22 protein-coding genes and 1 riboswitch are annotated in these 21,449 nt (G+C 75.1%); of the genes, 12 read left to right on the top strand and 10 right to left on the bottom strand.

All coding sequences use genetic code 11. From position 1 onward, the window contains the following. Window positions 1-3: 3 nt before the first annotated feature. Window positions 4-1,326 (bottom strand): MFS transporter, encoded by a 1,323-nt coding sequence (locus ACIP6W_RS11390; RefSeq protein WP_066653656.1) that lies wholly within the window; start codon window positions 1,324-1,326, stop codon window positions 4-6. 141 nt (window positions 1,327-1,467) lie between these two features. Between ACIP6W_RS11390 and ACIP6W_RS11385 the strand changes: the two genes are divergently transcribed. Then, window positions 1,468-2,325, top strand: a complete 858-nt coding sequence (locus ACIP6W_RS11385; RefSeq protein ID WP_066653658.1) for a LysR substrate-binding domain-containing protein — start codon at window positions 1,468-1,470, stop codon at window positions 2,323-2,325. Between the two features lie 3 nt (window positions 2,326-2,328). On the opposite strand, the gene ACIP6W_RS11380 is transcribed toward ACIP6W_RS11385, so the two are convergent. Together ACIP6W_RS11380 and ACIP6W_RS11375 are read right to left on the bottom strand one after the other, a co-directional pair. Next, window positions 2,329-3,591: a hypothetical protein gene (locus tag ACIP6W_RS11380; protein WP_400429511.1), complete on the bottom strand. Its 1,263-nt coding sequence runs from the start codon at window positions 3,589-3,591 to the stop codon at window positions 2,329-2,331. Window positions 3,592-3,765: 174 nt separating this feature from the next. Then, window positions 3,766-4,515 (bottom strand): NAD(P)-binding domain-containing protein, encoded by a 750-nt coding sequence (locus tag ACIP6W_RS11375; RefSeq protein WP_311205270.1) that lies wholly within the window; start codon window positions 4,513-4,515, stop codon window positions 3,766-3,768. Between ACIP6W_RS11375 and ACIP6W_RS11370 the strand changes: the two genes are divergently transcribed. The 4 genes from ACIP6W_RS11370 (at window position 4,514) to ACIP6W_RS11355 (ending at window position 6,458) form a co-directional block, all read left to right on the top strand. Continuing rightward, a complete protein-coding gene (locus tag ACIP6W_RS11370; RefSeq protein WP_066653669.1) occupies window positions 4,514-4,810 on the top strand; it encodes a GNAT family N-acetyltransferase in 297 nt (98 codons plus the stop codon). The two genes, ACIP6W_RS11375 and ACIP6W_RS11370, sit on opposite strands and share 2 nt — an antisense overlap. Window positions 4,811-4,866: 56 nt before the next feature. Next, on the top strand, window positions 4,867-5,328 hold the full coding sequence (locus ACIP6W_RS11365) for a VOC family protein (protein WP_066653671.1): 462 nt from the start codon (window positions 4,867-4,869) through the stop codon (window positions 5,326-5,328). A gap of 87 nt (window positions 5,329-5,415) precedes the next feature. After that, window positions 5,416-5,952 carry a MarR family winged helix-turn-helix transcriptional regulator gene (locus tag ACIP6W_RS11360; RefSeq protein ID WP_400429508.1) on the top strand — a complete coding sequence of 179 codons (537 nt, stop codon included), beginning with the start codon at window positions 5,416-5,418 and terminating at the stop codon, window positions 5,950-5,952. Then, complete coding sequence (locus ACIP6W_RS11355) at window positions 5,949-6,458, top strand: metallophosphoesterase family protein (protein WP_400429505.1); 510 nt, start codon at window positions 5,949-5,951, stop codon at window positions 6,456-6,458. Before ACIP6W_RS11360 ends, ACIP6W_RS11355 begins: the two co-directional genes overlap by 4 nt. Window positions 6,459-6,582: 124 nt before the next feature. Here the strand turns inward: ACIP6W_RS11355 and thiD are convergent, their stop codons facing one another. The 3 genes from thiD to thiM all read right to left on the bottom strand — a co-directional run bounded on the left by thiD (window position 6,583) and on the right by thiM (window position 9,760). Continuing rightward, complete coding sequence (gene thiD, locus ACIP6W_RS11350) at window positions 6,583-8,190, bottom strand: bifunctional hydroxymethylpyrimidine kinase/phosphomethylpyrimidine kinase (RefSeq protein ID WP_400429502.1); 1,608 nt, start codon at window positions 8,188-8,190, stop codon at window positions 6,583-6,585. Further along, the gene (gene thiE / locus ACIP6W_RS11345) at window positions 8,187-8,855 is read right to left on the bottom strand and encodes a thiamine phosphate synthase (protein WP_400429499.1); all 669 of its coding nucleotides are present in this window, start codon (window positions 8,853-8,855) and stop codon (window positions 8,187-8,189) included. Before thiE ends, thiD begins: the two co-directional genes overlap by 4 nt. Next, window positions 8,852-9,760 (bottom strand): hydroxyethylthiazole kinase, encoded by a 909-nt coding sequence (gene thiM / locus ACIP6W_RS11340; RefSeq protein ID WP_081985263.1) that lies wholly within the window; start codon window positions 9,758-9,760, stop codon window positions 8,852-8,854. Before thiM ends, thiE begins: the two co-directional genes overlap by 4 nt. Beyond that, a riboswitch (TPP riboswitch) is annotated at window positions 9,749-9,844 on the bottom strand. Its footprint overlaps the gene before it by 12 nt. Before the next feature lie 68 nt (window positions 9,845-9,912). Between thiM and ACIP6W_RS11335 the strand changes: the two genes are divergently transcribed. Continuing rightward, window positions 9,913-10,857 carry an NUDIX domain-containing protein gene (locus tag ACIP6W_RS11335; RefSeq protein WP_251160138.1) on the top strand — a complete coding sequence of 315 codons (945 nt, stop codon included), beginning with the start codon at window positions 9,913-9,915 and terminating at the stop codon, window positions 10,855-10,857. A gap of 79 nt (window positions 10,858-10,936) precedes the next feature. On the opposite strand, the gene ACIP6W_RS11330 is transcribed toward ACIP6W_RS11335, so the two are convergent. Next, window positions 10,937-12,190, bottom strand: a complete 1,254-nt coding sequence (locus ACIP6W_RS11330; protein WP_400429496.1) for an MFS transporter — start codon at window positions 12,188-12,190, stop codon at window positions 10,937-10,939. Continuing rightward, window positions 12,187-12,828, bottom strand: coding sequence for a GntR family transcriptional regulator (locus ACIP6W_RS11325; protein WP_400429493.1), 642 nt, complete (start codon window positions 12,826-12,828; stop codon window positions 12,187-12,189). The genes ACIP6W_RS11330 and ACIP6W_RS11325 overlap by 4 nt, the downstream gene beginning before the upstream one ends. Window positions 12,829-12,978: 150 nt before the next feature. Here ACIP6W_RS11325 and ACIP6W_RS11320 point away from each other — a divergent pair, with 150 nt between their 5' ends. Then, window positions 12,979-13,731 (top strand): phosphotransferase enzyme family protein, encoded by a 753-nt coding sequence (locus tag ACIP6W_RS11320; protein ID WP_081984784.1) that lies wholly within the window; start codon window positions 12,979-12,981, stop codon window positions 13,729-13,731. Window positions 13,732-14,086: 355 nt separating this feature from the next. Next, window positions 14,087-15,028, top strand: coding sequence for a DnaJ domain-containing protein (locus ACIP6W_RS11315; RefSeq protein ID WP_209683119.1), 942 nt, complete (start codon window positions 14,087-14,089; stop codon window positions 15,026-15,028). Between the two features lie 23 nt (window positions 15,029-15,051). On the opposite strand, the gene ACIP6W_RS11310 is transcribed toward ACIP6W_RS11315, so the two are convergent. Then, window positions 15,052-15,414, bottom strand: a complete 363-nt coding sequence (locus ACIP6W_RS11310; RefSeq protein WP_066653687.1) for an RNA-binding S4 domain-containing protein — start codon at window positions 15,412-15,414, stop codon at window positions 15,052-15,054. A 97-nt stretch (window positions 15,415-15,511) separates the two neighbouring features. Here ACIP6W_RS11310 and ACIP6W_RS11305 point away from each other — a divergent pair, with 97 nt between their 5' ends. Continuing rightward, a complete protein-coding gene (locus ACIP6W_RS11305) occupies window positions 15,512-15,802 on the top strand; it encodes a hypothetical protein (RefSeq protein ID WP_235426549.1) in 291 nt (96 codons plus the stop codon). A gap of 200 nt (window positions 15,803-16,002) precedes the next feature. Continuing rightward, window positions 16,003-17,160 (top strand): hypothetical protein, encoded by a 1,158-nt coding sequence (locus ACIP6W_RS11300; protein WP_311205276.1) that lies wholly within the window; start codon window positions 16,003-16,005, stop codon window positions 17,158-17,160. A 79-nt stretch (window positions 17,161-17,239) separates the two neighbouring features. Here the strand turns inward: ACIP6W_RS11300 and ACIP6W_RS11295 are convergent, their stop codons facing one another. After that, on the bottom strand, window positions 17,240-18,772 hold the full coding sequence (locus ACIP6W_RS11295; RefSeq protein WP_400429488.1) for a S1C family serine protease: 1,533 nt from the start codon (window positions 18,770-18,772) through the stop codon (window positions 17,240-17,242). 189 nt (window positions 18,773-18,961) lie between these two features. Here ACIP6W_RS11295 and ACIP6W_RS11290 point away from each other — a divergent pair, with 189 nt between their 5' ends. Together ACIP6W_RS11290 and ACIP6W_RS11285 are read left to right on the top strand one after the other, a co-directional pair. Continuing rightward, a complete protein-coding gene (locus ACIP6W_RS11290; RefSeq protein WP_400429485.1) occupies window positions 18,962-20,014 on the top strand; it encodes a FecCD family ABC transporter permease in 1,053 nt (350 codons plus the stop codon). Then, window positions 20,011-20,991, top strand: a complete 981-nt coding sequence (locus ACIP6W_RS11285; protein ID WP_326496221.1) for an iron chelate uptake ABC transporter family permease subunit — start codon at window positions 20,011-20,013, stop codon at window positions 20,989-20,991. Before ACIP6W_RS11290 ends, ACIP6W_RS11285 begins: the two co-directional genes overlap by 4 nt. Window positions 20,992-21,449: the final 458 nt, after the last annotated feature.

The raw sequence follows: 21,449 nt of genomic DNA, 5'->3' as shown, positions 1-21,449 counted from the left end.
GCGCTACCGCGCCTCGATCGCGGGCAGCGGCACGTGGTGCCGCATCCGCACCGCCAGGTGCAGCCCGCCCCGCCGTGCGAGCACGACGCCGGCGACGACCGCCGCCACCGCGGGGACGCCCCCGGCGACCACCATGCCGACGTGCGCGCCGAAGTGGTCGACGACCTGCCCCATGACCGGCCCGCCCACGGCCTGGCCGCCGAGCAGCACGAGCACGTAGAGCGACATCACCCGGCCTCGGATCGCGACGTTCGACGACAGCTGCACGAGCGAGTTCGACGCCGTCATGAACAGCAGTTGTGACATCCCGACCGCGACGAGCGCCACGGTGAACGGCGCGATCACCGGGATCGAGCCGCTCACGACGAGCAGCACGCCCGTCCAGAACACCCCGCCGACGATCGTCCGCAGCCGCACGGTCGCGCGCCTGGTCGAGAGCAGCGCCCCGGCCAGGGCTCCGACCGCGACCGCGGAGTTGAACACCCCGTAGCCGCCCGCGCCCACGTCGTAGACCTCGGACGCGAAGGCCGAGAGCAGCACCGGCATCGTCAGGGCGAACACCGAGAAGAACGCCATGAGCACGACCGGCACCAGGATCGTCGGCTTCCGGACGGCGTAGCGCAGGCCCTCGACGAGCTGTCCCTTGGCGCGCGGCATCGGCGGGGTCCGGTGGAGCTCCGAGGTCCGGAGGAACCCGAGCGTCACGACCACGGCGACGCAGGCGATCGCGTTCACCCCGAACGACCACCCCGCCCCGACGGCGACGAGCAGCGCTCCGGACAGCGCGGGCCCGATCATCCCGCCGAGCTGGAACACGCTCGAGTTGACGCTGATCGCGTTCCGCAGGTGCTGGTGCCCGACGATCTCGGTGACGAAGACCTGCCGCGCGGGGTTGTCGATGACGGTGACCATCCCGACCAGGAACGCGATGACCCAGATGTGCCACGCCTCGACCACGCCGGTGAGGGTCAGGACGGCGAGCAGTGCGGAGAGCACCGCGAAGGCGCCCTGGGTGAGCATCATGAGCGCGCGCTTCGAGAACCGGTCGACGAGCACCCCGCCCCAGAGCCCGAAGAACAGCATCGGCGCGAACTGGCACGCGACGGTGATGCCGACCTGCGCGACGGAGCCGGTGAGCTGCAGGACGAGCCAGTCCTGCGCGATCCGCTGCATCCAGCCCGCGGTCATCGCGACGAGGTTGGTCGCGGTGAACAGCCGGAAGTTGGGGACCGACAGGGCGATGAGAGTGTGCCGCCACGGTGGACGCTCGGCCTGGATCGGGAGTGGTTCGGTGGGTGGAGGGAGGGTCGTCGATGACGCACTCACGGTGGTGGGGCTCCGGATCGTCGGGGGTGGAGTCGGTACCCGTTCGAAACTACGTGGCGCGGGCCCATTCGACACCCCTATGGTGGCTATCACTCCATTGCGATGTCGAATGGCGGCGGCCCGTCCGCCGGAGGAGGTCACGTGCTCGACCCGGTGCTGCTCCGCACGTTCCTCGCCGTCGCCGAGACCGGCAGCTTCACGCTCGCCGGGCAGCGCCTCGGCATCAGCCAGCCGACCGTCTCGCAGCACGTGCGTCGGCTCGAGACCGCGGTGGCGCGGACCCTCGTGGCCCGGGACACCCGCGGGGTGGCGCTCACCGACAACGGCGACGCGATGGCCGGGTTCGCCCGCTCGATCCTCGCCGCGCACGCGACCGCCGACGCCTACTTCTCCGGGGCCGCGACCCGCGGCCGGCTCCGCTTCGGTGCGGCGGACGACCTCGCGATCACCCAGCTGCCGCGCATCCTGCGGGACTTCCGCCGGCTGCACCCGCAGGTGAACCTCGAGCTGACGGTGAACCAGTCCGCGCCGCTCCTCCGCCGGGTGCACGCGGGTCAGCTCGACCTCGTGTTCATCAAGCAGACCGCGGGGGAGTCCGCCGAGGGCACCCGCGTCGCGACCGACCAGATGGTGTGGATGGCGCAGGACGGCATCGCGCTCGAAGCCGACGAGCCCGTCCCGCTGATCGCGTACCAGGCGCCGAGCATCAGCCGGCAGATGGCGATCGACGCCCTCGAGTCCGCCGGGCGCACCTGGCGGATCACCTGCAACACCCGTGACGTGAACGGCGTGCTCGCGGCGGTCCGGGCGGGCATCGGGGTCGCGGTGTTCCCGCACTCGCTGATCCCGGCCGACCTCGTGAAGGTGTCGCAGCGGCTCTCGCTGCCCGACCTGCCCGCCGTCGACTACGTGCTCATCGCGAACCCGACCGTGCAGCGCGAGCCGATCGACGCCCTGACGAGCGCGATCCTGTCCCGCGGGGTCGTCCGCGCCGTCTGAGCGCTACGGCGCGAGGGTCGGCGTCGTCCCCGTGCCGGTGAGGTCGGGCAGCGTCACGCCGGCGGGTGCCAGCAGCGCCGCGGCGACCGCCCAGAGGAGCACGAGCGTGCCGACACCGCCGAGCACCGCCCCGAGGAGCGCCACCGGTCGCTGCCACGTCGCCGCGGGGGTCCGGAGGGCCGTCACCGACAGTGCGAGGGCGAGCACCCCGAGGACCAGTCCGGTCGCGTGCACCGTCGCCGGCGCCGTGAACCACGAGGCGGCGAGGGCGAGGGCGGCGACACCGGTCACGGCGCCGAGCACGGCTGCCGGGGTCGCCCCGATCGCGGTGCGGCTGCGGTCGCGGGACGTCCGACGGTCGGCCTGGAGGCCCTGCTCACCGTCGTCGTGCCCGCCCACCTCGGCCTCGGTGCCGGTGCGAGCCGCGGCCGGTCCCGACCGGCGACCCCGCCGGTAGGGCGCGGACACACCGCCGGTGACCGGGGCACCGGCTGCCGACGGCCCGGCCGCCGCCGTGGGTGCGGCAGCCGCTGCCGTGGGCACGGCGGCCGCCGGCGTCGACGCGGCGGCGGGTCCGCCCGGGAAGACCGACGGTGCCTGGACGGTGGGCGCGGCGGGCGCTGCGATGACGGCGTCGAAGCCGGACGGCACGGGGTCGACGACGGTCGGCCGCGGTGCCTGCTGCCGGGCGAAGCGCGCCGGCGTGCGGTACCCGATCGGTCCGGAGGGCTCGGGTTCCGCGCCCTCGACCAGGACGTGCTCGAGTCCGGGGACCGAGAAGCGGGGCTGTCCGACGACGGGGGCGCCGGGAATGGGGGGCTGCACCGGTGCCGGGGCGTGGGCGCTGTGCGTCGGGTCGACCGGCGGTGTGAGGGGGCCGCCCGACTCGGCGGCGTCGACGGGGGACACCGGCAGGGGTGCGGTGTCGAACGGCGGCACCTGCACCGCGGGCGAGGTCGGGGCCGGCGGGAGCAGGTGCTCCTGCGGCGGGTAGTCGGGCACGACGACGTCGACGGCGGGCAGCACGTCGGTCGGGTCCTGCGGCAGCGTCGGACCCGCCGCACCCGGCGTGCCGGAGGTGACCACGGGGACGGCCGCGACCGCGTCGAGGACGGGTGCCTGCGGGGCGGGGGCGCGTGGTGCCTCCCGGCCGACGGCGGTGTCCTCGGGGGGTGCGACGACCCACGCAGGGACCGCTCGACGCGGCCGGTCTCGGTCCGGCATGCGGTGCGACGCCACTCGTGCTCCCTCGCTCTTCTGATCCATCGTCATTTCTATCCGCGTGCATGGACCGCTGCGCAGCCCCAGTTCCGGGGTCGCGCAGTCCACTTCGCGCAGGATGCCTCGCGGCCGGGGCTCGCGAGACGCAACGAAGGCGGCTCCGCGCCGAGCTGTACCGCTGCGGGGAACCGCCTTCGTGGCGTGTTGCGGAGGTGGGGGCTACATGTCGCGGTAGCGCTCCGCCTCGGCGAGCTTCGCCCGGAGTTCGTCGGCGGTGTACCGCGTGACGTACCCGGGGGTGTCGCGCTGGATGCGCCAGCCCTCGGCGAGGGGGCCCGCGTCGACCACGTCGAACCCGAACTCGTCGATCAGGTCGGAGACGACCCGCTTGGCGTCGGCATCGTCGCCCGCGACCACCAGGGCGCGGCGGTCGGGCGTGCCGGCGGGGGTGGCCTCGTCGGTCAGCGCCGTGGCTGCGATGTGGTTGAACGCCTTGACGACCCGTGCACCGCGCAGGTGGTCCTGCAGGAGCTCGGCGGTGGTCGTCGTCTCCTCGTCGAGGGACGCGATGTGGCCGTCGCGCTGCGGGTAGTAGTTGTTGGTGTCGATGACGACCTTGCCGACCAGGGGCTCGACCGGGATCGTCTCGATCGCCGCGAGCGGGGTGGTCACGACGACGATGTCGCCCGCTGCTGCCGCCTCGTCGCGGGTGGCCGCGCGGGCGTGCTCGCCGAGCTCCGAGACCAGGTCCTGCAGGGTCTCGGGGCCGCGCGAGTTGGCGATCACGACCTCGTGGCCGTGCTGCACGGCGAGGCGCGCGAGCTGGGATCCGATGTTGCCTGCTCCGATGATGCCGATCGTTGTCATGCGGTCGTGCAACGCGGCGCCGAGCAGTGCATTCCCACCGGCGGTCGCCCCGGGCCGTCGTCGCCGTGCGGCCGCTGCCCGTCGGGTGCATGATGGCGCCATGGCCCACGAGTTCCGCGACGAAGCCGACCGCGACCGCTACGCGATGTACGTCGACGGCGAGCTCGTGAGCGTGCTCGACTACCGGGCCGCGGAGGACGCCGTGTCGTTCCCGCACACGTACACGGTCCCGAGCCACCGCGGGCACGGCTACGCGGCGGAGCTCGTCGCGCACGCCGTCGCCGACGTCGAGGCGAGGACCACGAAGCGCATCGTGCCGATGTGCTGGTTCGTCGGCAAGTGGTTCGACGAACACCCCGAGAAGGCCGACCTGCTCAGCCGCGGCACCGCGGACTGACCCACCCCACGCTCCGGCCGCAGCGTCGCGGCCGCACCCGAGCACCCGGAGGCACCGTGCCCACGATCACCCCGTTCCTCTGGTTCGACGACCAGGCCGAACAGGCCGCCACGACCTACACGTCGCTCTTCCCGGACAGTCGGGTCGACAGCGTCGCGCGGACGCCGGACGGCACCGCCCTCGTCGTCGAGTTCACGCTCCTCGGACAGCCCTACCGGGCGATGAACGGTGGCCCGGGGCACCCGCACACCGACGCCGTGTCCTTCCAGGTCGACGTCGACACGCAGGACGAGCTCGACCGGGTGTGGGACGCGCTCCTCGCCGACGGCGGCCGACCGCTCGCGTGCGGGTGGCTGCACGACCGCTGGGGCCTGACGTGGCAGGTGACCCCGTCGATGATGGGCGACCTGATGACCGGCGGCGGTGACCCCGAGGCCAACGCCCGGGTGTTCAAGGCGATGCAGGACATGGTCAAGCTCGACATCCCCGCGCTGCAGGCCGCAGCCGCCGGTCACTGAGGGGGAGCAGCCCGTGACCGCCGGTAGGGTGGCGGCACCCACCAGCGCCGAGCACCCGGCGCACGCAGTGACAGGCTGGAGAACGCGATGAGCAGCCCGAGCTCGGCGGTCCGTGACGGCGGACGCCCCGACGACGAGGTCCGCAACGGCGACATCGGACGCGCCTACACCGAACTCGCCCGCATCACGCGACGTGCGAGCATCCGGGCGCGCGGCGACGACCTCGTGCTCAGCGTCGTCGACCAGTCCCTCGTCGACTTCGTCGTGCAGCACCCCGGGTGCATGGCGATCGACATCGCCCGGTACCTGCGGCTCAACCGCTCGACGATCTCGCGGCAGCTGTCCGGCCTGCTCGCGGCGGGGCTCGTGCGGACCACCGACGGCGGCTCCGGCAACGCGAAGCCCCTCGAGGCGACCGACGCCGGTCGTGCCGCCCTCGACCGCTCGGTGCGCCTGCACCGCGACGCGCTCGAGGAACGGCTCGCCGACTGGTCGGACGACGACATCGCGCTCCTCGCCGGGCTGCTCGAACGACTCGGCGCCGCCGACGAGGCCGGTCTGCCGATGCCCGCCCGCGCGACCCCGGACGGCCACGCCGGTGCGGACGGTCGCGACGCCCCGTGACCACCTCGTTCGTCCTGCTCTCCGACACCCACCTGCCGAAGCGCGCGAAGGACCTGCCGGCTGGGCTCTGGGCGGACGTCGACGCGGCGGACCTCGTCGTGCACGCGGGGGACTGGGTCGACCTCGCCACCCTCGACGCCGTGCAGGGTCGGTCGCGTCGGTTCGAGGGCGTCCGCGGCAACAACGACGGCCCCGAGTTCGACGACCGGCTGCCGCTGGTGGCCCGTTTCACGGTGGAGGACCTCCGCTTCGCCCTGGTGCACGAGACCGGTGCGTCGACGGGACGCGAGCGCCGGGCGGACGCCGCGTACCCGGACACCGACGTGCTCGTGTTCGGGCACTCGCACATCCCGTGGGACTCGGTCGCGCCGTCGGGGATGCGCCTGCTCAACCCCGGGTCGCCGACGGACCGCCGCAGGCAGCCCGACTTCACGTGGATGCGGGGAACGGTGGACGGGCGTGCGCTGACGGTCGAGACGGTCCGGCTGCCGCCGGCGGCGCGCTGACGCGACCGCACGACCACCGGACGGGCGAGTCGTCAGACGGGGGATGCACCGGCCGGGAGGCACGGCTCGGGTCCGCCCCGAGCCTCCCGTCCGTCCCGTGCCGCGTGCGACGGCCGTGGTCCGGTCAGTCGCGCTGCGCCGGCGGGTCCGCCGGGGCCGACGGGTCCTCCAGGATCGCCGGTTCCGGCGGGTCCGCCGCGTCCGCGGGGTCAACCCGAGCCGACGGGTCCACCTGTTCCGTCGGCATCCGGAAGAACGCGAGCTCCCACTCGGTCGACCGTCGGTGCGCCCGCGCCATCCGCCCCCGCTCGGACGGGTCCGCGGCGGCCCCGAGCCCCTCGACGCGCGCGGTCGCCTCGGCGCTCGCCGCAGCGAACGCCGGGTCGCCGTACGCGCCGAGCCAGTCCGCGAAGGGGTGTCCCTCCGGGGCGCGGCCGAGCTGCGTGCCGACCCAGGCGTAGACCCGGAAGCACGGCAGCACGGCGGCGGCGAGCACCGCGACCGACCCGCTGTCGGCCGCGGCCTGCAGGTGGGCGAGGTACCCGGCGCACGTCGGGTGGACCGGGTCGTCGGCGTGCGTGCCCGCCAGGCGGCGGTGGTGCAGGTCGCGCGCCTCGTCGGCGCAGCCCGCGGCGGCCGAGGCCCAGAACGCCGCGGGGTCGCCGTCCGTGGTGGCGACCAGCCGTCGCAGGTGCTGCTCGTAGGCCCGCAGGTAGTGGACGTCCTGCGCGAGGTACCGGGCGAACACGTCCCCGTCGAGCGTGCCGTCACGCAGGCCCTCGAGGAAGGAGCACGAGAGCGTCCGGTCGAGGGTCTCGGCGACGTCCGCCCACCACCGGTCCGTCCAGGTCGTCGGGGGGAGCGCGGCACGGGTGAGCGCACCGTGGTCGACCGGTCCGTTGCCCGTCCCGACCCGGAGCGCGTCGGCGCCACGGAGTGCGGCGGTGAGCCACGTCTTCGCCCCGCCGACCGCGAGCTCCCAGTCGCCGTCCCGTGCGGCGAGCGTCGCGATCGCGCTCGACAGGGAGCACCCCGTTCCGTGCGTGTTGGTCGTCGCGATGCGCGGGCCGCGGAAGGTGCGGGCGGAGCCGTCGGGCCGGACGAGCACGTCGTCGGCGGTCGGCCCCGTGTCGTGCCCGCCCTTCGCGAGCACCAGGACGTCCCACCGACGGGCCACGAGCCGTGCGGCTTCGAGGGGCGTCGGTGCGGTGCCCCCGGCGAGCGCGACGAGGTCGGTCAGCTCCGCGCGGTTCGGGGTCACGAGGTCGGCGAGCGCGAGCAGGTCGCCCATCGCGGCGGTCGCCTGCCGGTCGAGCAGCCGGTCGCCGCTCGTGGCCACCATCACCGGGTCCACGACGACCACGGGCGGGCGGTGGTCGCGGAGCCAGTCCGTGACCGTACGGACGACCTCGACGGTGCCGAGCATCCCGACCTTGACGGCGTCGACCACCACGTCGTCCGACACGGCGTCGAGCTGCTCGCGGAGGAACCCGACGTCGGGCACGTGCACCGACCGCACGCCGTGGGTGTTCTGCGCGACCAGGGCCGTCACGACGCCCATGCCGTAGCCGTCGTGCGCCGTGATCGCCTTGAGGTCCGCGTGGAGTCCGGCGCCGCCCGTCGGGTCGGTGCCCGCGATGCTGAGGACCCGCGGCACGTGCGGCCGCCCCGGCACCGGCACCGGCGGCACCGGCGGCGACGTCGAGCCCACGGCGGGCTCGGCGGCGGTCACGACCCGCTCCAGGCGCGGAGGTACGCCGCCGCTGCCGCGTGCGGGTCGGCGGCGGCGCAGATCCCGGACACCACCGCGACACCGGCGACACCGGCCGCACGCAGCGGCGCGACGTCGTCCAGGGTCACGCCGCCGATCGCGACGCACGGGACCCCGAGCGGGCGCGCCGCACCGGCGATCCGGGCGACGCCGTCCACGCCGAGCGCCGGCGGGTGGTCCGGCTTCGTCGAGGTCGGGTGGACGACACCGACGCCGAGCAGGTCGACGGTGCCGCGGGGCAGCTCCGCGAGGGCCGCCAGGTGGGCCGGGGTGTTCGCGGTGAGCCCCACGTGGGCGTCCGGCCCGAGGAGCGCGCGGGCGGCCGCGACGGGCAGGTCCGACTGGCCGAGGTGCACGCCCGCGACCCGGTGTCCGGCACGTCGGGCGGCGAGCGCGACGTCCGTCCGGTCGTCCACCACGACGGTCGCGCGGTCCCCGACGGCGTCGGCCACCGCGGCGGTGAGGGCGAGGAGGTCGCGGACCGGTGCCTGCTTGTCGCGCACCTGCACGAGCCGCACCCCGGCGTCGACCGCGGCACGGACGACGCCGAGCACGCCCCTGCCGTGCCGGTCGACGAGCACCGGGTCGGTGACCAGGTAGACGCCCAGGTCCGTCGGGGCGCTCACGGTCGGACCACCGTCGGCGCTGCAGCGGACCCCGGGATCGTCGGTGGTGCGGACTCCGTGGTGATGCGCGCCACCCGGAGGACGTCCTCGGGGGTCAGCGTCGCCAGCCGGTCGAGGAACAGCGGCTGGAAGGTCCCCGGGCCGCCGGCGTCACGCGCGGCGAGCTCGGCGGCGACCGTGTGCACCACCGTCCCGGCGACGGCTGCTGCGCCCGGGTCGTCCGGGACCACCGCCGCGAAGGCGGCGACCACCGCGCCGAGCGCGCACCCGCCCCCGGTGATGCGGGTCAGCAGCGGCGACCCGTTCGCGACCCGTACCACGCCGGTACCCGGCGCGACCAGCAGGTCGACGGGACCGGACACGGCCACGGCGCCCACGAGCCTCCCGTCCGACGCCCGGAGCGCTGCCGCCCGCGCCTCGTCCGTGCCGGCGGTGCTGTCGACCCCGCGGCCGCCGTCGGCGTCGCCGAGCAGGGCGAGGACCTCCGACGCGTTCCCGCGCAGCACGGTCGGCCGGAGCGCGAGGAGCTCGCGGGCGAGGGCGGTGCGGACCGGCAGCGCGCCGACCGCGACGGGGTCCAGGACCCACGGTGTGCCGACGTCGACGGCTGCGGATGCCGCCTCGACCGACGCCGCACGCGGCTCCGGGTGCGGGGTGCCGGTGTTGACGAGCAGGGCGTCGGCGACGCGGGCGAAGGGACCGGCCTCGGTGGTGACGTCGACCATCGCCGCGGAGGCGCCGAGGGCGAGCAGGACGTTCGCCGTGACGTTCTGCACCACGGTGTTCGTGATGCACTGCACCAGGGGGCTGCGGGCGCGCACCTCCTCGAGCAGCGTGGCGGTGCGGTCGGCCCAGTCCGGGGACGGGGAGCCGGCGGGTCCGGGTACGGGCGCAGCAGTGTGCATGGACGATCCCTTCGCGAGTACGAGCTCGAGCAGGTTCGACGGGTGTGATCTCAGCCGCTCGGTGCGGCACCCCGTGTCTCGGACGACACCGTACACGACGTCCGACGACCTCCTCCGGGCACTCCGGGGGTGCGGTGTGCCAGTGTTGACGGGTGCCTGACGTGACCCCTCCCGGACCGCCGCCCGGACCCCGCGACCCCGGCGACGCGTGGGCCGTCGGACCGGACGGCACCAAGGCCTGGGGACGCTTCGGCGCGGCCGGCCTGCTCGTCGACGACGGTGCCGGCCGGGTGCTCCTGCAGCACCGCGTGGAGTGGAGCCACCACGGCGGCACGTGGGGGATCCCCGGTGGTGCACGCCACCAGGACGAGGACGCCGTCACCGCCGCGCTCCGGGAGTCCGCGGAGGAGGCCGGGGTGCCCGAGGACGGCATCGACCTGCGGCACGCCGCCGTGCTCGACCTCGGCTTCTGGACCTACACGACCGTCGTCGGTCGCGCCCGACGCCCGTTCGAGCCGGTGATCGCGGACCGCGAGAGCCTCGCGCTGTCGTGGGTCCCCGTCGCCGAGGTCGACGCGCTGCCCCTGCACCCGGGCTTCGGCGCCTCGTGGCCGGCGCTGCGCGGCGCGATCGAGACGGTCCCGCACGTGGTGGTGGACGCGGCGAACGTCGTCGGCAGCGTGCCGGACGGCTGGTGGAAGGACCGTGCGGGCGCGGCGGAGCGGCTGCTGTCGTCCGTGGCGGCGCTCGCCGGACGGGGCGTCGGCGCGGGGGAGCTCGGCTTGCCCTTCGCCCGCTGGTGGCCGCGGTGGACGGTGGTGCTCGAGGGCGAGGCGCGGGCGGCCGGCGCGGGTGCCGGTGCTGCGGGCACGGCGGCGGGTGCCGTCGGTGCCGGTGACCTCGGCGGTGCGGCCGACTCGGTCGGGGTCGTCCGCGCCGAGGGTTCCGGCGACGACGCGATCGTCGAGGCTGCCCGGTCGGCGCTCGGCGACGGACACGCACCGGTCGTCGTCGTCACGGCGGACCGGGAGCTCCGCACCCGGGTCGAGGCCCTGGGCGCCGAGGTCCGCGGCCCCGGCTGGTTCCGCGAGCAGTAGCCCGCCGCGGCCGCGTCGGTCCGCTGCTGCGTCGGTCCGGTGCAGCGCCGGCACACTGCTGCGTCGGTCCGGTGCGGCGTCAGCCCTCCGGCACGTACCGCTTCGACGACACCAGCAGCGCCACCCACGACACCGCCCCGAGCCCGACCACGACGGCCAGGATCACCGACACCGGGACCCCGGCACCGCCCGCGATCGCCGCGATGACCGCCGGCGCCAGGAACCCGCTGTACGCCACCGCGTAGAACGCTCCCGTCAGGCCGGCGAGGTCGCGCGACCCGGCGATCCGCTGGACCTCGAGCAACGAGGACACGAGCGCGGTCCCCATCCCGACGCCGATCACCACGTTCGCCGCGAGCCCGACCCACACCGACTGCAGCTCCACCGCCAGGAGCACGACCCCGATCCCGACGGTCATCACGGCGACGGCGGTGACGAGCCCGCGCGCCGAGGACACCGAGTGCACGCGCTTGGCGAGCGGCTGCACCGCGCTCGAGACCCCGAGGGCGACGACGGTCGCGGCGGTCGCGAACACCAGGCCCCACGGACCGGTCGCTCCCGCGAGCCGGGTCGGCAGGTACCCGTAGCCGATCGCAGCGGACCCGAAGATCCACGGTGCCGCGACGACGACCACCCGCGTGAACCGTCGGTGCCCGGCACTCGGGATCGCGAGCTGCCGCCACCACGGACCGGCGAGGCCACCGTTCACCGCGGTCTCCGGCGCCCGCCACACGACGAGGGCGAACGGTGCCGCGACGCAGATGTGCACGAGGAACGGCAGGACCTCGGGCACCGGCCCCCACTGCGCGATCCCACCGGCGACGAGGGCACCGATCCCGGACCCAAGCGTGAAGGCCAGCGACGCGCGCCGTGCCCCGGAGCCGGCATCGGCCGAGGGGTCGTGGCGGCCCTGCGAGAGCTCCTTCACCCAGCTGTTGCCGACCGCCATCGCGATGCCGACCGTGATGCCGGAGAACAGCCGGCCGGCCGCGAGGAAGCCGGGTCCGAACGGCCCGAGTGCCAGGAGTCCGCTGCCGACGACGGCCGCGGCGATGCCGACGAGCATGAGCGGCTTCCGCCCGTGCCGGTCCGAGAGCGACCCGGCGACGAGCAGCGCGGGTGCGAGCCCGAGGACGTAGACCCCGAGGAAGACGTTGACGAGCACGGACGAGTAGTGCGCCCGCTCCTCGTACATGAGCAGCAGCGGCGAGAACTGGTTTCCGCCCCACGAGCACACGAAGACCGCGCCCCAGACCATCGCCCACGGGGCCACCCGGCTGACCGGCACCGGCACGGAGCCGGTGGTCGGGATGCTCCCGGTCGCGCCGCTCACAGCGCGCCCCGGTGGGACGCGACGTGCGCTCGGAGGACCGCCGCGTACCGCTCGGCGTCCCCGTCGTCGAGGGCCGCGGCGAGCGCCCGATGCTCGTCGAGCGACGCCTGCAACTGCTCCGGTCGCACGCGCATCAGCTGGTGCCGCAGCCGCTGCTGCCGGTCGCCGAGCGTCCGGGCGAAGCGGACGGCGATCGCGTTGCGCGACGCCGCGACGACGGCGCCGTGGAACGCCGCGTCCCGCTCGACGAAGCGGTCGACGTCCCCGGCGGCCACCGCCGCCTCCTGCTCCGCCAGCTCGGCCTGGAGGAGCGGTGCCAGTTCCGGCACGCGGCCGTCGGTGACGACGCGGGTCGCCGCGGTCGACTCGATCGCCTCACGCACCTCGAGCACGTCCGCCGCCTCGTTCGGGGACATCGGGCGCACGACGGCGCCCCGGCGGGCGCCGAGCAGGATGAGGTCCTCGGCCGCCAGGCGCAGGAACGCCTCGTGCACGGGTGTCCGCGAGACGCCGATCTCCCGGCACAGCAGGTTCTCGCTGATCGCCGTGCCGCCCGGCAGGTCGCCGCGGATGATCGCCCGCTTGACGTGCTCGTACGCCCGCCCTGCGGCGGAGACCTCGGTGCTGGTGTCGCTCACGGCAGCCGATCCTACGCCTTGCATGCAAGCTTGCACACGTGGTGGAGCGAGATCGTCACGCGGCCGTCGTGACCGGATCGAGACATCGCCCACCCGGCGTCGCTACGCTGACCCTCACGTCAACGGAGACGTACCGATCAGGAGGTCACGATGGAGCGTGTCACCAGAGCCGACGACCGTGTGCACCGCCCTGCGGGGCCCTGGACACCGACGGTGCACCGGCTGCTCGCGCACCTGCACGAGCAGGGCTTCGTCGCGGCACCCGAACCGATCGCCGTCGGGGACGCCCTCGAGACGGTGAGCTTCGTGCCGGGCACGGCGGGCAACTACCCCTGGAGCACCGAGATCGCGAGCGAGGCGGCCCTCGTCACGTCCGCGCGACTGCTGCGCCAGTACCACGACGTCGCGGCGACCTACCCGCGGGACGACGCGGTCGACGTCTGGTCGCAGGCCGAACGGCTGCCGGTCGAGACGATCGTGCACGGTGACTTCGCGCCGTACAACTGCGTGTACGACGGCATCGCCGCGGTCGGGCTCATCGACTTCGACACCGCGCACCCCGGGCCGCGCGTCTGGGACGTCGCGAGCGCGGTCTACCGCTTCGCGCCGTTCACCACCGGTCTCGTCGAGGGCAGTTCGGCGCCGGGACTCGACGAGCGCCTCGACCGCGCGGCGGAGTTCTGCCGCGCCTACGGGCTCGACGACCGTTCCCGCGGGGTGCTCGTCGAGACGATCACGGCCTCGCTCGTCGCCCTCGTCACGACGATGGAGACCGAGGCCGCCGCGGGGAACCCGAAGTTCCTCAGCGACCTCGAGCACGGGCACGCCGACCTGTACCGGGCCGACGTGGCGTGGATCGAGTCCCACGCGGACCTCATCCGCGCGGCCGTCACCGCCGACTGACGTCCGCGCGGACGAGCTGCGCGGGGCACCGGCGTCGGTGCGGGACACCGCCGTGCACGTGAGACGCCGGCGTCGGTGCCGGACGCCGCAGAGCCGTCGAGACGCCGGCGTCGGTGCCGGACGCCGCGGAGCCGTCGAGACGCCGCCGGATCCCGCGGCGTCTCGACCGGCGGACGGCGTCTCGCACCGACGCCGTCGTCTCGCCGGTGTGGGACGCGCGTCGGACCGCGGCGTCCCGCGCAGACGCCGGCGTCTCGGGGCGCGACGCGCGCGTCGGACGTGCACCGGGCCTCCCGGCAGCTCCCAGCCCGCACGCGGCGGACTCCGATGCTCCAGCGGGTAGTGTCGCAGGGCCATGACCGACAGCCCGGCCGACGCCACCCCGTACGAGGTCCTCGGCGTCCCCGCGACCGCCGACGACGACGCGCTCCGCCGTGCGTACCGTCGTGCCGCCCGCGAGACCCACCCCGACCTCGGTGGAGACGCCCGGCGCTTCCGCCAGGTGCAGATCGCGTGGGAGCGCATCGGGACCCCGGCTGCCCGCCGGGCGTACGACGCTGGCTCCCGCACGTCGACCCCCAGCGCAGCGTCCGGTCCGTCCGGGTCCTCGGTCTGGTCGCACGACGGCGAGGGGTTCGCGCCCCCGACGGCTCGGCGCGACTCCCGGCCGCGGGCGCGCTCGTACGGGCACCCGGGTGGTCGTTCCCGCGAGGTCTTCCTGCAGGCCGAACGCGAGTGGGTCGGCCTCGGCGACCCCGTCGAGGACCCGTACGACCCGGCGCTGGTCCGCTCCGCGCCGCGGCACATCCGCCGACTGCTCGCCGAGGCCCTCGCGGAGGAGGCGACGGCGTCGATCATCGCGGAGATGGGCATCGGCGTGACCGTGTGGCACGACCTCGACGCCGGTGCCGAGGGCAAGCTCGACCACGCCGTGCTGACCCCGAGCGGACTCTGGGCCGTCGAGTCGATCGACTGGGGCGCTCCCGTGCGCATCGAGCACGGTGACATCGCCGGCGAGACCCTGGCGCCGGGCGAGCGTCCGGTCAAGGAGCTCGTGCGGGCGGCCCGAGCGGTACAGAAGCAGACCCGCGTGAAGTTCACCGGACGGCTGATGGTCGTGCCGGACTCCGCCGTCGACGAGGACGTCCAGGTCGTCGGGTCGGCGCGCAAGCCCACCGCGCTCGTGGTCCGTCGCAGTGCGCTCGGTCAGGTCCTGAACGGGGTGTTCTCCCCGGAGGGCTCGGTCGACGTGTTCGACGTCCGCGACCGCCTGCAGCAGACCGTCCGCTTCGTCTGACGGCGGCGCGACGCCCGGTCGCGTCAGTGGCCGCGGAGCTTCTCGAGGTCGCGGCGCTCCCGCTTGCTCGGACGACCGGCGCCTCGGTCCCGGGTCGGGACGAACCCGGCCTCCTCGCGGGGGAGCCGGGGCGGGGTCCGGTCCTCGAAGTGCTTCGCCGCCTCGGTCGCGCTCGTCCGCTTGAGGATGATGCCCGTCACGACGACGATGCGGTCGAACCCGTGCTGACGGACCCGCACCTCGTCCCCGGGGGCGATCGGCTGCGCCGGCTTCGCACGTTCCCCGTTCACCCGGACGTGGCCGGCCTTGCACGCACTGGTCGCGGCGGACCGGGTCTTCGTGATCCGCACCGCCCAGATCCAGCTGTCGACGCGCGCCTTCTCCATCCCACCACCCTAGGCGGCGCAGCCCTGCGAGCAGCCCGCGCCGGGGAGCCGAGCGGGCCGACACCCGAGCCGTGCGACCGGGCCGTACGCTCGACGGGTGCAGGAACCGCGGCAGCAGGACCCGGACGGCCGGGCTCCGAGCGAGCAGGATGCCCTCGCCCGGGCGCTGGCGCTCGGCGTCCTGCGTGCGGCGTCCCCCGGCGACCGGCTCGTCGTGCGGGCACGGGTCGGGGACGGCGCTCGCGACGCCCTCGGCACCCTGTCCGCACGGACCGTCGACACGGTCACGATCGAGACGCGACGGGGGCACGTCGACGTCCCGCTCGCCGACGTGGTCGCGGCGAAGCACGTGCCCCCGCCGCCGACACCGCGGACGCGCCGCCCCTGAAGGGCCAGGGGACGCAGCCGCGCGACGCAGCCCGGCAACGCAGCCCGCGACGCAGCCCGCGACGCGGCCGGCAGCGCAGCACGCGACGCAGCCCGCGACGCAGCTCCACCCACCTCGCCCGACGGCGAGCAGGCTCCGCCCGCGCGGCGCACCGGCGAGCCGTCGCCGTCCCCGCAGCCGTCGCCACGTAGCCTCGACCCATGGCCGTCCCCGTCCCGCTCGGTACCGAGGACCGAACCTCCCGCCTGACGCTCCGCCGCCCCGACCGCTGGCACCGCGAGGACTCCCCGCAGGCCGACCTCCGGCTGACCGGTGACGACGTCGTCCTGACCGTCCGGTCCCGCCCCTCGGAGCGCACCGTCGCCGAGGAGCACACCAGCCTGCTCGAACGCCTGCCCGGGTCGGTCGAGGGCCTGCGGCTCATCGGCTGCGACCCGTGGACGACCGCGGGCGCCCCGGCACGCCTGGTCGAGTACGTGCGCCCCGACGAGGACGGCGACGTCGCGGGCGCCCACCTGCTCTTCGTGACCGGCCGGCACCGGGTCGACCTGACCGTCGAGCGACCGCTCACCCGGATGCTCGCGACCGACGACCTGGTCTCGACCGTGCTCGAGTCGGTCCGTGCCACCGAGCCGGCACCGTCCCGCCCGCAGCGCGAGCTCGAGGCCCTGCCGGTCGCGGCGCCGGTCCCGCAGCTCGACGGGACGCACCTCGGTCCCGACGCGCTCACGACCCTGCGCAGCCTGGCAGGACGCCGGTGGGACCCGATGCTCCTGCGCTCGCCCGCCGGTCGCGAGCTCGTGCAGACGGGGCTCGTCGGCCGCCTCGGGACGCTCCCCGAGACCACCCAGGAGCTCCTCGCGCCGTGGGCCGACGACACCCGGCCGGTCACCCTCGAACAGCGCCTGCCCGACGGGCGGACCACGCGCCTCCAGGCCTGGTCGGAGACCGTCGTGGACGGGACGGACGAGACGGGCGGCACCGTGGCCCGGCTGCCGGTCGAGCGCGTGGTCGCGCTGGCGGCCGGGAGGCTCGGCATCCGCCCGTCGTGGACCTTCCCCTTCCGCACGGGGTCGCTCCACGCGGACCTGCTGGCCCGCAGGACGGGTGCGGCCGACACCGCGCCGGACCTGCCGGTGGCCGTCGCCGAGGCCGACCCGCGGCTCGCGCGCTTCTGGGCCGCGCCGTGGACGGTCTCGTCGATCCGTCGCCCGGGTCGACCGGCCCCCGTCGTCGTCGTGCACGCCGAGGGCATCGGGTTCGCCCGGGTCGGACGCACGGAGGCCGGGGAGACGGCCTTCCGGTCCGACTCCCCGGCGAACGTGTACCGGTCCGTGGTGCGCGCGCTGCTCGGCTGAGGCCGCTGCCGCTGCCGCTGCCGCTGCCGCTGCCGCTGCTGCTGCCGCTGCTGCCGCTGGCGCTCGCGCGGCGCCCTCGCTAGGCGGCGGGGCCTGCGGTCAGGGTCACCGTCACGGTGTGCGCCGTGCCCGAGGCATCGGTGTAGCCGACCTGCACCCGGTCACCGACGGCGTGCGAGCGGATCGCGGACGTCAGTGCGTCGTTGCTCGTGACCGCCGTGCCGTCGAGGCTCGTGATGGTGTCGCCGGCGACCAGTCCCGCTGCTGCGGCGCCCGAACCGTCGACGGTCCCGGCGACCGGCACACCCGCGGTGGTCTGCGTCGTCGCGGTCGAGCCGACCTCGACGCCGAGGAACGCCGGCAGGCCGATCGTGACGGTGTCCGAGGACTCCCCGGCGAGGATCTTGTCCGCGATGGCCTTCGCGGTCGTGATCGGGATCGCGTACCCGGTGACCTCGGCGGAGCCCGACGACGCCGCGGTGGCCATGCCGACCACCTCGCCCTCGCTGTCCAGGACCGGACCGCCGGAGTCGCCCGGGACGATCTGCGCGGCGACCTCGATCAGGCCCTGCAACGACTCCGTGCCCGTGCCGGACTCGCTCTGCACCTGGATGTCCTGGTCGAGGGCGGTGACCGTGCCCGCGGCGGCGACGAGGTTGCCCGTGCCCTCCGCGTTGCCGACGTCGGTCACCGCGTCACCCGTCGACGGTTCGCCGTCGTCGTCGAGCGTCACCGTGGACAGGCCGGACGCGTCCTGCAGCTTGAGCACGGCCACGTCGTGCGTGGCATCGGTGCCGACGACCTCGGCCCGGTACTGCTTGCCGGTCGTCTCGTCGGTGACCGCGATGCTCGTGGCGCCCTGCACCACGTGGTTGTTCGTCAGGACGAAGCCGTCCGCGGTGAGGACCATGCCGGTGCCCGCGGCCTGCGACGAGGTGTCGTAGTTCATCACGGTGTCGATCGTCACGACGCCCTTCGTCTGGGCCGCGGTCGCCGGGGTCGCGGCGGTCTGCGTGCCCGTGCCCGTGCCGGTACCGCTGCCGCTGCCGCTGCCGCTGCCGCTGCTGCCGTCGCTGCCCGAGCCGTTCCCGTACCCGGGCACGGTGAAACCGTTCGTCCCACCGCTCGTGCCGGAGCCACCGCCGGGCAGCGTCGTGGTGCCCTGCGACTGGCTCGACGTGGTCGTGGTGCCCTGCGAGGACAGGCCGAGCGCCGTCCCGCCGGCCGCGCCGATGATCGCCAGCGCCGCGACGCCCGAGCCGATGACGAGTCCGAGCCGCCGGGGGCGCTTCGCGCCGGGGTGGTTCGCTGCCGCCGCGCCCGAGGTCCAGCCCCAGGGGGTGCTGCCGGCCGTCGCGCCTGCTGCCGCCGTGCTCGTGCTCGCGGCACCGGGACGCGGGTCCGTGGGACCGCCGAGGGCCGCGCTGCCGAGCAGGTACGGGCCGCGACCGTCCGGGGTGTAGGCGTACGGCCCCGAGCCGTCGGTGCCGTACAGCCACGGGCCGCTGCCGTCGAAGGCGTACGCCGGGCGGAGGGCGTCGCGGTCGGCGTGCGGGGCCTCCCAGCCGGGACGGTCGGTCGCGCGCTGGTCGTCGGCGGGGTTCTCGTTCATGGGTGCTCTCCGGTCGTCCCTCGACCACCCGGGGGGTGGCGGTTCGTTCCTCGACGACCCGGTCGGGCGTCGACGGAGACCAGTACAGGAGCCGAACCCATGACGACCCTATGAACGGACCCTGTGCCGGCTCCGGGCTTCCTCGGGGGCCGCCGAACGAGGGGCGGGATTAGGCTTGCCGCACTTCCCATGCGCGCGTCCTCACCCGTCACCCCTGCAGTCCGGCCCCGCCCGGCACCCGCCTCGCGGTCCCGTCTCGTCGGGGCAGCGCTGCTCGCCGTCGCCGTCCTCGTGGTGGCCGTCGCGCTCTCCGTGGCGTTCGGCTCGCGCCCGATCCCGCTCGGCACCGTCCTCGACGTCGTCCTGCACCCGCACCGGGACGACGAGGTGGGACTCATCGTGCTCGGCAACCGCGTCCCGCGTACCGTCGTGGGGCTGCTCGCCGGCGCCGCGCTCGGGGTGGCCGGTGCCGTGATGCAGGGCGTGACCCGGAACCCGCTGGCCGACCCGAGCATCCTCGGCATCAACGCCGGAGCAGCCCTCGCCGTGGTCGTCGGGATCGCGGTGTTCGGCATCAGCGGGACCGCCGCGTACCTGCCCTTCGCCTTCGTCGGGGCCGGGCTCGCGGCGCTGCTCGTCTACGGCATCGCGGCCGTCGCCCGGCGGGGCCTGTCGCCGGTGGGCCTCGCGCTCGCCGGAGCGGTCGTCGCCGCCGCCCTGTCGTCGGTCACCACGGCGGTCCTCGTGTCGAGCCAGAGCCTGCTCGACCAGCTGCGCTTCTGGCAGGTCGGGGCGCTCGCCGGCAAGGACCTCGGCACCGCCGGCGTCGTGGCCGTCCCCGTGCTCGTCGGACTCGTCGTGGCCGCCGGCCTGGGGCGCTCCCTGAACACCCTCGCGCTCGGGGACGAGCTCGCCGCGTCGCTCGGCCAGCGGGTCGTGCTCGTCCGCATCGTCGGCGGTGCCGTGACGGTCCTGCTCGCGGGGTCCGCGGTGGCAGCCGCCGGACCGATCGCGTTCGTCGGCCTCGCCGTCCCGCACGCCGTCCGCCGGCTGAGCGGGCCCGACCAACGCTGGACGATCCTCCTGTCCGCCCTCGTCGCACCCGCCCTCCTGCTCGTCGCCGACGTGATCGGGCGGGTCGTCGCGTACCCGGGGGAGCTGCAGGTCGGCATCGTGACCGCGCTCATCGGTGCCCCGGTGTTCATCTGGCTCGTCCGGTCGCGGGTGGTGACCGGCCTGTGACCGCGGTCCGTCGCGAGCTCGCCGTCCTCGGCGCGGTGCTCGTGCTCCTGGTCGCCCTCGTGCTCGTCGGGCTCGGGGTGGGGGAGATCCCGCTCTCGCCGCTGCAGGTCGCCGGCGCCCTGGTCGGACACGGTGACACCGTCTCGGACTTCGTCGTCGGGCAGCTCCGCGGCCCCCGGGTCGCCGGTGCCGTGCTGGTCGGTGCCGCGCTGGGCGCCGCCGGCGGCATCGTGCAGAGCGTCGTCCGCAACCCGATCGCGAGCCCCGACGTCATCGGCATCACCTCGGGCGCGAGTGCCTCGGGGCTGACCGCGATCGTGCTCTTCGGGGCGAGCGGCGGTGTGCTCTTCGGGTCCGTCGTCGTCGGCGCCCTGCTCGTGTCGGTCGTCATCGCCGCGCTCTCCTGGCGTCGGGGGATCACCGGCAACCGCGTCGTCCTGGTCGGCATCGGGGTGGCGGCGATCTGCCTCAGCATCACCGGCTGGATGCTGACCGCGGGCACCGTCCAGCAGGCGGGCACCGCGCTCCTCTGGCTCTCGGGCAGCCTGAACGCGGTGGACCGCACCCTCGTCGGCATCCTCGCGGTCGCCGTCGTCCTGCTCCTGGCCGCCGCGCTCGCGCAGTCCCGTCGGCTGACGGTCCTCGCGCTCGGGGACGAGGTGGCCGCCGCCCTCGGACTCCGGCCCGACCGCGCGAAGTCGCTCCTGCTCCTCACCGCCGTCGGCCTCACCGCGGGAGCGGTCGCGACGGCGGGCCCGGTCGCCTTCGTCGCGCTGATGGCGGCACCGATCGGACGCCGTCTCGTCGGCAACGGGCGGGTCGCGCTCGGCGTCGTCGCGGCCGTCGGCGCGGTCGTCACGCTCGCGAGCGATCTGCTGGCGCAGTTCGCGATCCCCGGCAACGCCCTGCCGGTCGGTGTGGTCACGGGCGTGGTCGGGGCGCCGTACCTGCTCTGGCTCCTCGCACGCGGGCGGTAGGCGCGGTACCCGGCCCCGCCGGGCGTACCTGGCCCTGCCGGGCGTGCCTGGTCGTTCCGGGCGTACCCGGCCCTGCGAGGCGTACTTGGTCGTTCCGGGCGTACCTGGTCGGTTCGGGCGTACCTGGTCGATCCGGGCGTACCGGCCCTGCGAGGCGTACCTGGTCGTTCCGGGCGTACCTGGTTGGTTCGGGCGTACCTGGTCGATCCGGGCGTACCTGATCGTCCTGGTCCACCAGGTACGCCCGTTCTCGCAAGGCATCCCACCCGTTCTGGGAAGGAACGGGCGCACGGAACGGGTGTCGGGGATCGACGCATGCACGGGCGGACGGGAGGCGCGGTGCGGGCCGGCATCGCGCCTCCCGTCCGTCACATGGTCGCGCTGGCGGCCCTGGCGGCCCTGGCGGCCCTGGTGGCGCTGGTTGCGCTGGTGACCCGGGGCGCTGGTGGCGCTGGTGA

The organism is Curtobacterium sp. NPDC088465 (assembly GCF_044753165.1).
Taxonomy (GTDB): domain Bacteria; phylum Actinomycetota; class Actinomycetes; order Actinomycetales; family Microbacteriaceae; genus Curtobacterium.
Note: the sequence above shows the minus strand (reverse complement) of the source record. Positions and strands in the feature narration are given on the sequence as shown.